The 10,385-nt window shown below is 33.2% G+C and carries 9 protein-coding genes and 1 pseudogene; 6 read left to right on the top strand and 4 right to left on the bottom strand.

The window, feature by feature from the left end:
• Positions 1–656: RNA-guided endonuclease InsQ/TnpB family protein (locus AC1DJR_RS08575; RefSeq protein WP_477002392.1), on the top strand; the 656-nt coding region annotated here is incomplete at its 5' end.
• A 368-nt stretch (positions 657–1,024) separates the two neighbouring features.
• On the opposite strand, the gene AC1DJR_RS08570 is transcribed toward AC1DJR_RS08575, so the two are convergent.
• From AC1DJR_RS08570 to AC1DJR_RS08560, 3 genes are all read right to left on the bottom strand, one after another.
• Positions 1,025–1,303 (bottom strand): AbrB/MazE/SpoVT family DNA-binding domain-containing protein, encoded by a 279-nt coding sequence (locus AC1DJR_RS08570; RefSeq protein WP_477002391.1) that lies wholly within the window; start codon positions 1,301–1,303, stop codon positions 1,025–1,027.
• Between the two features lie 332 nt (positions 1,304–1,635).
• Entirely contained in the window at positions 1,636–3,057 is a 1,422-nt protein-coding gene (locus AC1DJR_RS08565) for an MBL fold metallo-hydrolase (protein WP_477002390.1), read from the bottom strand.
• 67 nt (positions 3,058–3,124) lie between these two features.
• Positions 3,125–4,324, bottom strand: coding sequence for an NAD(P)/FAD-dependent oxidoreductase (locus tag AC1DJR_RS08560; RefSeq protein WP_477002389.1), 1,200 nt, complete (start codon positions 4,322–4,324; stop codon positions 3,125–3,127).
• Between the two features lie 482 nt (positions 4,325–4,806).
• Between AC1DJR_RS08560 and AC1DJR_RS08555 the strand changes: the two genes are divergently transcribed.
• On the top strand, positions 4,807–4,947 hold the full coding sequence (locus AC1DJR_RS08555; protein WP_002203961.1) for a hypothetical protein: 141 nt from the start codon (positions 4,807–4,809) through the stop codon (positions 4,945–4,947).
• 52 nt (positions 4,948–4,999) lie between these two features.
• The gene (locus tag AC1DJR_RS08550) at positions 5,000–5,485 is read left to right on the top strand and encodes a transposase (RefSeq protein ID WP_477002388.1); all 486 of its coding nucleotides are present in this window, start codon (positions 5,000–5,002) and stop codon (positions 5,483–5,485) included.
• A gap of 544 nt (positions 5,486–6,029) precedes the next feature.
• Here the strand turns inward: AC1DJR_RS08550 and AC1DJR_RS08545 are convergent.
• Positions 6,030–6,137 (bottom strand): annotated as a pseudogene (locus AC1DJR_RS08545) (DUF2306 domain-containing protein); the annotation flags it as partial.
• Positions 6,138–6,314: 177 nt separating this feature from the next.
• Between AC1DJR_RS08545 and AC1DJR_RS08540 the strand changes: the two are divergent.
• The 3 genes from AC1DJR_RS08540 to AC1DJR_RS08530 are packed head-to-tail and all read left to right on the top strand — an operon-like array spanning position 6,315 to position 10,037.
• Positions 6,315–7,823 (top strand): spore germination protein, encoded by a 1,509-nt coding sequence (locus AC1DJR_RS08540; protein ID WP_477002387.1) that lies wholly within the window; start codon positions 6,315–6,317, stop codon positions 7,821–7,823.
• A complete protein-coding gene (locus AC1DJR_RS08535; protein WP_477002386.1) occupies positions 7,810–8,913 on the top strand; it encodes a GerAB/ArcD/ProY family transporter in 1,104 nt (367 codons plus the stop codon). Before AC1DJR_RS08540 ends, AC1DJR_RS08535 begins: the two co-directional genes overlap by 14 nt.
• On the top strand, positions 8,910–10,037 hold the full coding sequence (locus AC1DJR_RS08530) for a Ger(x)C family spore germination protein (protein WP_477002385.1): 1,128 nt from the start codon (positions 8,910–8,912) through the stop codon (positions 10,035–10,037). Before AC1DJR_RS08535 ends, AC1DJR_RS08530 begins: the two co-directional genes overlap by 4 nt.
• Positions 10,038–10,385 lie beyond the last annotated feature (348 nt).

Here is a 10,385-nt window from a genome sequence, read left to right as displayed (position 1 = left end):
CATGTACGATTTCTATGACATCTACTGGTAAATACTATGTGTCTATCTTGACTGAATACGAAAAAGAGATTGTGCAAAAAGAAGTAGAAACAGTTGTTGGGTTAGACTTTGCGATGGATGGATTATACGTTAGTTCTGAGGATGAGAAAGCCAATTATCCTAAGTTCTATCGTAACATGTTGGACCAATTAGCAAAGGCACAACGAGTATTAGCAAGACGCAATAAAGGCTCTGGGCGCTGGAATAAACAACGTATTCGTGTAGCTAAGTTACATGAGAAAGTAGCTAACCAACGTAAAAATTTCCTTCATCATGAGTCTAAAGAGTTGGCTACTAATTTTGATGTTGTAGCCATTGAAGACCTAAATATGAAAGGAATGTCGCAAGCACTTCATTTTGGAAAAAGTGTCGCTGATAATGGGTGGGGTATGTTCACTTCTTTCTTAGCTTATAAACTAAACGAACAAGGAAAACAACTTGTGAAAATAGACAGATGGTTTCCTTCCACAAAAGCATGTAGTAGTTGTGGAAATGTRAAAAATATGACATTKTCTGAACGAGTATATTCTTGCATATGCGGTGTAAATCTCGATAGAGATTATAACGCAGCTATCAATATCAAAAATGAAGCAATACGCCTATTAGCGTTAGCATAAATAGCAATAAAATAACCTTTGGAACAAGGGAGTTAGCTCGGCTGTCTTAAGACGAATTCGTTAGCTATCAAAAGTAACGACTAACCGAGAAGCCCCCACTTCAAACAGTCCGTTAGGACGTTAAGTGGCGGGTAGTTCACTAGCAAAACGAATATATAACTATCGTATCACATTTAAATTGAAATACTGCTTTAGGGACATATTTCGCAAGAAATCTATGCAAAATAAACAATACATGATCCATTTAGCGGATTAATTCAACATAAAAGTAAATGTAGACTATTTGTGTGGTGTTTTATCTTTTATTAATTATTACGGTACGTGAAATTACAATGTTAAACCTAAAAAAGCCCCTTGAAAGGAGCTTCTTATTTTACAAGGTATTGTTCTATTTCTTTTATTAATAATTCTGCACCTTCTGGACTTAATGCTATCTTACCATTTGCTAATGATATGTTACAATTTGACACTTCTTCTGTTAACGCACAAACACCACCAGGCTGATACCTCTGTAAAATAATGTCTTCACCTTCTACAAAGATCTCTAATGGTGATTTTTCTTTCATACCTAGCGTATTTCTAAGTTCCTTTGGAATTACCACACGCCCTAATTCATCTATTTTTCTAGTTACTCCGGTTGCTTTCATCTAATATCTTTCCCCATTTCATTATCAATTGTACCCAAGTTATTCTTTACTATTGTAACAAGCTTTTCCCATACATGAAAATTTATTTGCATTTACAAAAGAACAAGTAAAATAAATAGAGGATTTTTGGCACGATAACAAGATAAGTAATTGAAATGAAGCAATTCGTCAGCTCGTAGAGAAAGCGTTACGTCTTAAATAATGACTATCCTTTTTATTACCCCTGATTTCTCCCTGTTAATCAAAACTTCCACTGCAGCATCTGCAATATCCCGACAGTCAATAAAAGATGAATGTTGAAAAAAGAAAAAGACATTTTATACTCTTTTAAATTACTTATAGTATGGTAATCCAGACTTTCCCCATGCAAGGAATCCTCCTTTTAAATTGACTACACCCTTTAAACCAGCTCTTTGCAAAATACTAGCAGCTATAGCAGAACGTAAACCCGTCCGGCATTGTAAAACTATAGGACAACCTGTAGGAACTTGATCTAGCTGCTCAAATAAATTACCTAAAGCAATATGTATTGCATCATGAAGGTGTCCTTCATCCCATTCTTTTTTACTACGCACATCGATAACCTTAACACTTCCATCCTTTATTAACGGATATAATTCATCTGATGTTTTTTCCTTATAACTCTCTAAACTATGGAATCTTTGAATTACYTTTGAAGGCGCAAAAGCAATAATATTATCTAAGCCAATRGACTCAAAGTCTCTAATAACTTCCTCCACATTAACTTTTTCCATATCTAAAATGATTAATGTTTCTTTTTTATAGTCTAATAACCACCCACACCAAGTTGAAAAAGAATTGTTATACGGAATATTAATGGATTTTTCAATGTGACCCGCAGCAAAACACTCTACATCCCTTATATCAACAATTTGCTGAACTTTTTTAGTGATTTCTTGGAACTCTTCAAATGTATTAATGCTAATAATATCTCTCTTCTTACGAATTGGTGGACCCAATTTATTTAAATACTTCATTAATGAAAAATACTTCGGAGGATCTGGCTGTCCCGTCAATAGAGTAGATATAAAATTACTTTCTTCATTACACTGAAATGCCCAATTGAGCATCTTTTCATAACCTAATGTAGAAGTTGGAATTGCCCCTAATGCTTTTCCACATGCACTTCCTGCACCATGCGATGGCCAGATTTGTAAATAATCAGGTAGTTTTTTTATTTTTTGTATAGAATCAAATAGTTGCTTTGCTCCTTTTTTAGCAGTGTCTTTAATACCAACAGTTGTTTCTAATAAGTCTGGTCTTCCTACATCGCCTACAAATACAAAATCACCCGTGAATATTCCAATAGGTTGTTCATTTGTATAATTATTCTGGCTCGTGTCAGTTACTAAAAAAGAAATGCTTTCAGGTGTGTGGCCTGGAGTATGAATTACTTTAAATTTTATATGACCAATTTTAAATTCAGTTCCCTCTCTGACAAGATGGTATTGAATCTCATTAAGATACTGATATTTCCAATCACAATCACCTTCATCAGATACATATAAATTTGCTTTATAAAGATGAGAAAGTTCTCTAGCCCCAGAAAGAAAATCAGCATGAATATGTGTCTCAGCCGCAGCAATTATTTCCATTCCCTCTTTCCTAGCATATTCTATATATTGTTCTATACAACGGCTTGGATCAATTACAATTGCTACTCCTTCCTTCTGACAACCAACTAAATAGGAAGCATGTGCTAATTTTTCATCATAAAAATATTTTAARAGCATRGCTATTCCCTCCTATTTCTTATTTCCTATTACTTTTCAGATTTTAAAACAACTTTTTATCTTTCCCCTATAAAATTCCTTTCAACATAAAATTCCAATACATATATGGCAACATATATCTTTTTAGCAAAAACATGCTATACCGTTCTTCCGCTTGATTAAACGGAAACGTTTCTTGAGGCTCATGTTCATAGTTAAATTCAGCTAGTATAAGACTTTTATACCCTGTAACAATTGGACAAGATGTATACCCATCATATTTAGCCTGCATATCTCTTCCATTCAGTACGTCCATAATATTTTGTTTTAAGACAGGTACTTGTTTTCGAATTGCCGCTCCAGTTTTAGATGTGGGTAAATTTGTACAATCCCCTAGTCCAAAAATATTTTTATAACGTACATGCTGCAAAGTATAAGGGTCTATATCAACCCAACCTTGATGATCGCTTATTTCACTATCTTTTATAAAACTAGGCGGTCCCATTGGTGGAACAACATGTAACATGCTATATGACACACTTTCTTTTTTTAGTGTTTGCGTATCCTCAAAAATAGCTTCTCTCTTTTCGGCAATAATTTCTACTAAATTTTTATTATATTTCGTTATAATTTGCTTTCTTTTTAACACCTTATCTAGTGTATCTGCATAACGTGGAACCTGAAATATGTTAGGGTTTGCAGAATAAAACATAACTTCGCTATTCTTTCTTACTTCACTATTACAAAAATGCTCCTCGGCCAGGTACATAATTTTTTGTGGGGCACCACCGCATTTAATAGGGGTGTTTGGGTGGGTAAAAACAGCATTTCCTCCTTTAAATCCTTCAATTTCTCTCCAAGTAGAATCAACATATTTATAGGAATAGTTACTACAAACACCATTAGTCCCAATAGATTCTTTCAACCCTTTAATACCACCCCAATTTATTTGTATACCGGCTGCTACAATAAGAATTTCATACTCAAGCATAGTTTCATCATCTAAAAGAATCTTATTTTCAGATGGGAACAACTTAACAACACGTTTAGGAATCCAGATCGCACCATTAGGAACAAGTGATTCTTGATCACGCATCGTAGACTCCTTTGAAACAATTCCWCCMCCMACTAAACTCCACAGAGGTTGAAAATAATGTTTTTTAGATGGATCAATAATCGCTATACTTTCTTTAAATAGGGATACATTACGTAATAAATGTGCAGTAAAGGACAGTCCCGCAGTCCCGGCACCAATTACAATGATTTTATAACTATCTTTAGTCTTCATTATCCTCTTCCTATCTAAACTTAACTGTTATGAAAAATAGTTATTAGCCTTTTTTAATCGCATTAACATAATTGTAAGTTAAAATCTTGTCATTTTTATCTGATTAAAATGAATTTTTTGTTAATTTTAGCCATTAACATTATTATATGCATGAAATCCTTACATTACTTCTATATTTCGTTTAAAACACAAAAAACTTATGTGTTTCAATGTCGCACTGTATCCAACCTCTCTTACATTGTATTTCTAAAGACGATGGGGGTTTCTTGTTCGAAAAGAGCGATAGGGTTACTCAATCCGCATCCATATATGTTTTATTCTTTTTCTTTACTAAATTTGAACTACTTAATTATCTATGAATACCGTATAAACATAAAATTAGTCACCAAAAACAAGGGCATCAAGCCGTACATGCGAGAACCATTCTATAAAAATCATATATGTAAAAGGAATTTGGACAATTTTATCGAATGGATTTATCTATGAAAACAACACTTTCACATCCAAATCAACCCACAATTGAATCACTTCAAGCTCAAATAGAGGAACTCACGGCAAAAGTGAGTTGGTATGAAGAACAATTTCGTCTCAGTCAACAAAAACAGTTTGGTACGTCTAACTAAAAAAACCTAATATACCTTATAATATAATTAGTATATATTGGTGATATGATAATTGAACAAGTTAGAAAAACCCTCTAAAGTCTTTGTAATTTTTTTTATTTTGCATGTGATATTACTTATATTTTCTCCAAATAGAATAGTAGGTAGGTCAGCTATCCAAAAAGATGACATAAAATTACACGTATACGCACAAGCCACTACGGGAGCACCTCAAAAAATAAGTAAAAGTGATTTAGCTATATTAAAAGAAAAAATTAAAGATACATATCCTAATATAAAATCTACGGACATTGAGCTTGAAGGTGACACACCGTTCCGTCATGTTGATGATCCAGCTTATATCGGAGAATTTACTGTATACAGAAAAGTTATAGGTACAACACTAAATGAAACATCGAGAGAAAATACAGTTGCAGTTTTAAAAGTTTCATATTGGGACATGCCGATGATTCAATACCTGTTTTATGAAGAGGCTATCGCTTATAATTTTGTTACCTATATTTTTTGTTGCACTTTGCATCCTTTGTTTATGTCCTAAGAAAAGCGACCGCCCGTAATAGGCGGTTTTTTTACGTTTACCTGTAACGCCTGCCTTTCGAGTTCGTCTAACTTTTTTAGAAATGTCAATTCCGCTTCTAAAAACGCAATACGTGCTTCCTTTCCCRCGGCGTTCTGTATAAAAGCCTTCCTCACCAATCACAGCTAAGTYAAACCCATTCTCTAAAAAGATTTGGMTAGGACCTTTTCCTTGTTGATTTTCTTTTACCGCTCTTACTTTGAAATCTGAACAATAGCTAATCTAACRKTCCGACATTTTTAATRCATTTTTATTTTTTTCTAGCTGTTTCATTTGAATTTCGTTAAAAATAATYTTACYCATTCTCCGTACCTCATTTCTATCGTTGGTTCCGGTTTTTTGATAAAAATACAAAAAAAACCGAATCATGGGGCTTTTTTTAAGTGTCCATGATTCGGGGTACAGTTCATATAATTATTAGTCTTGGATTAGTATTAGGTGTATTTTTATAGAAAATCATTGAATTACCTAAGAGTCCTGGTCTCAATATCACATCAGATTTGCATCAAAAATGTAAATCAGTATTTTTCTGTTGTTGCTCTTTATTAAGACTTTGTCTTATAAATAATTCGGCAATAATTAAATTTGGCACCCACGCTAACCAAGCAAACAGGTCACCACAAAAATAATGATAAAATGAAATTTTTTGTTTCAAGAAGGCTTTAAAATTTCGTTCTGGGGGTGCCACAAAATTTCAAGTTGATAGCGATGTGTTGCTATCCCAATGAATAAAATTTGATTATATAAAAATAATAAAAACACGACCGTTATACGTAAAGAGGTGTAAATCATGTCTTTAAATGAAAAGAACTTAGAAACCATGGAAAATACCATTGTTGAAACTATCCAGACAAATAATTTACAAGAAATTAAGAATACATTAGAACAGATCTTTGATATTTGTGCCGATTTAGTTGAACATCCATTACAATTAAAAACAAAAACGAATATTTTACTATATTATTTTGAAGGTCTGACAGATGGTTTTGCACTAAAAGGAAATGTCGTTACACCATTATTACAAGAAGTAAATGAAGACAGGCAGGTATTTAATTCTAATATTATTGCTACTTATACAAAAACAGTATATAAATGGAATGAAATTAAAAAAGGGCTGCTCGAGGGACAATGTGTACTGTTTATGGAAGGGGAAAAGAAAGCCCTTCTCATAAATACAAAGGGATGGGCAGAAAGATCGATTCAGGAACCTATTTCAGAAGTTACCATTAAAGGTTCTCATGATGGGTTTATTGAGAATGCCACTAAAAACATAGGTCTCATTCGTAGATATATTCCTTCTACTGAGTTAAAAATCAAAAAATTGACAATCGGAGAACGGGCCACTACTTTTGTATATTTACTTTACTTAGGCGATGTAGCTAACGAAGATGTGGTMCARGAARTRGARACWAGAATCTGTAAAATTAAAACKGATRCRGTATTGAGCATWGGAGAAYTRTCYAAYTTTACAAARGATCAAAATTGGACTCCYTTTCCACAGGCTTATTTAAGTGAACGCCCAGATGCYATTTCTAATCATATTCTTGATGGTAAAGTAGCAGTGTTAATTGATAGATCTCCTGGTGCAATGATCGTTCCAATGAATTTAATTGGATTTTTTCAGACTCCCGATGATTATAATGTACATTGGCTGATTGCATCATCTTTTCGCTTATTACGATTTTTAGGATTTATTATAGCTATATTTTTACCCGCAATATATATTGCAATGGTTTCATTCCACTTTGAAATCATTCCTTTAGATCTATATACTTCTATTGCAACGTCAAGAATTAAAGTCCCTTTCTCGCCTTTACTAGAAGCATTTATTATGGAAATCACATTAGAAATGCTTCGTGAAGCTGGTATTCGTCTACCACAACCAATTGGACAAACAATTGGAATTGTTGGAGGTATTGTAATTGGACAAGCAGCTGTTCAAGCAGGACTTGTGAGTAACGTTATGGTTATTATCGTATCTATTACTGCCATTGCATCATTTGTTGTTTCTAATTATGATTTATCAAGTTGTATTCGGCTTATTCGTTTTCCAATGATGTTATTTGCCTACTTTTTTGGAATTGTAGGTATTGTTAGTGGATTAATGCTCTTATTTGCTCATTTTGTTTCATTAACTTCCTATGGTACACCATATGGATTGCCAATTGCACCATTTCGTCTCCAAGAGTTAAAAGATTCTTTTGTAAGATTTCCTATTTCCATGATCACCACCCGCTCGAGTACAGGACAGCCGGAACAAAAAAAGAAAAAAGAAGGTGGTTCGCATGGGGAATCTTAAATTTCAAAACATAACTTTATTTGAATTTATTGTTTTCATCCATTCACTGCAACTTGCATCAGGTATGTTAATTATGCCAAGCCCTCTTGCTACTACCGCTGGCACAGATGGCTGGATTTCTATCATTCTGGGATGGATGGTTACTTCTATAATTGGCGTATTTATTGTATTAATGTTACAAAAAARTCCTARCAAAAATTTCTCACARATTTTAAAAACATACTTTGGTAAATGGCTAGGGACAATTTTTCTTCTTTTATATGCCTTTTATCTATTTTTTGCTGGTTTTAATACTTTATTAAAGGTAACTGATGTTGTAAAAGTGTGGATATTCCCTTCCACTCCTGCTTATCAAATYKCYATATTATTACTATTGCCTTTTATTATTTTAGCCCTGAGTGGGTTAAGGGCTCTTACTAGTTATTCTATGCTKGTTTTCTTCTTCACTACTTGGATGCCACTATTTCTTCTTTTTTCATTAAAAAGTATGTACGCTCCTTTACACTTACTACCTATTATTAAAGATGGTATATACCCTATTGTAAAAGCAACAAAAGAAACAATTACCCCTTATGCCGGCTTAGAAATTGCATATTTTATTTATCCGTTCTTACAAAAAAAACAAAAGGCCATAAAAGGAATACTAATAGCGAATACAGGAACCATGTTTTTCTAYCTATATGCTACTATTCTTTCTTATATATATTTTAGCCCTGAGGGTATAAAGGAAGTGATTTGGCCAGTATTTCATCTGTTAAAAGGGGTTCGTTTTTCTTTCATAGAACGATTAGAAATTWTATATATYGCTTACTATTTGATTGTATTTTCTACTACAATATATCCGTATTTATTTTTCAGTTTCGAATCTGTGACCATTTTATTTCAAAAAAACGTTCGCAATTGGATGCTGGTTGGTTTTATGCTATTAATAGTCGGCTTATTCGTTTTTCTAAATCCCGATGTGGATCAATATTTATTTATATATTCTCTTATGGATATCTTAAATATCATTTTCTTTATTCTATTACCAACCTTCTTTTTCGCTTACAGCATTGTTTTTACTTGGTTTACTAGGAGGAAACAGCTTTGATTCGAAAATGGATATGGATTGTAATCTGTTGTGTATGTTTAATTGGTTGTAGTCAAAGAATTCCTCTTGAAAAAGTTTCTTTAATCCTTTTAATCGGCTTAGATAGAACTTCTAATGGAAACATAAAAGTGGGCACAAGCATACCACTCTTTCATCATAAACAGCAAAGCAGTACTGTAGAGCATTGGGTTCAGGCGTCAACCATATATGATGGATTTAGCAAAACGGATACGAAATTAACAGGGTATGTGACATCATCCAAAGCTGAAGTTATTTTAATTGGGGATAAATTAGCRCAAGAAKMAAATTGGWTRCAGGMGCTYGATTCYTCTTACCGTGATCCTTACGCTACCATCAATGCTAAAGTGGTGCTTGTTGATGGACCGGCAGAAGATGTGTTTAAAGTTAATAGGCCTGATAAGCCATCACTTCCATCTTATATAAATGGTGTAATCGAATCGTCTATTCAAAATAATCAATCCGTCTCTTCCACGATTCAACAATTAATGAGAGAAAAAAATGAACAGGGAATGACGCAAACTGTTCCCATTATCAAGAAAACAAATAATGAAATTGATACGGTAGGAATTGCATTTTTAAATCATCAAGGAAAGTACTTAACGAAGATTCCTAAAACCGATGTGAAGTTTTTCAACCTTATTAATAAGTCAAAAAATACAGGTCGGATGATACTACACCTTGTTCTTTCTCCAAAAAAATCTGATAAAAAGCCAAATACGTCTGTTTTCGTACAAAATGCAAAGAGAAAAATTAGTGTTGATTTCCAAAAAGGTAAATTTATTTTTAATATAGATGTAAGTATGAATGTATCCTTAATTGAAAAAACCAACGGAAACTTAACTAAAACTCGTTTACATGGTAATAAGAATATAGGTAGATTGGAACATGAAATCCAGGAAGAGTTCAATAAAAAATTACAAGGCATGTTACAGGATATGCAGAGAAATAAAATTGATCCAATTGGTTTATCATTACACGCTAGAGCTTTTCAATATAAAGAATGGAAAAAGGTAAAAGAAGATTGGTTGCACGCTTTTTCAAAAGCTAAAATACGTGTGAATACACACGTTAAAATAAAAGATACAGGAACAATTAGAAATTAAACTATCTAGATTATTTTTAGCCAAGAAAACTTCCCCCTCAATTTGTGTGAAGGTGCATAGCACCAATAAGTTAAGCGGAAGATGAATTCACCTTTTCTGTAGGGAAACATGTGTTTCCAGGGTATATATGGTTCTGGTGCAAAGTTTCTCAAGAGATAAACAGAGGCATGAATRTATGAGGARATATTATGAGGCTACTAGTAATTSCTGTAATTCATGATATACCGAAAAGGCGAAGTCTCCAAAGAGACTCTGCCTTTTCAACGTACAATGAACTTCAACAAAATGTTTTAGTTTTAAATAATTCTCCTTCCTCAAGCGTGTGAAGGGCGTAGCCCAACGGTAGGT

The organism is Bacillus sp. 05T31 (assembly GCF_056396725.1).
Note: the sequence above shows the minus strand (reverse complement) of the source record. Positions and strands in the feature narration are given on the sequence as shown.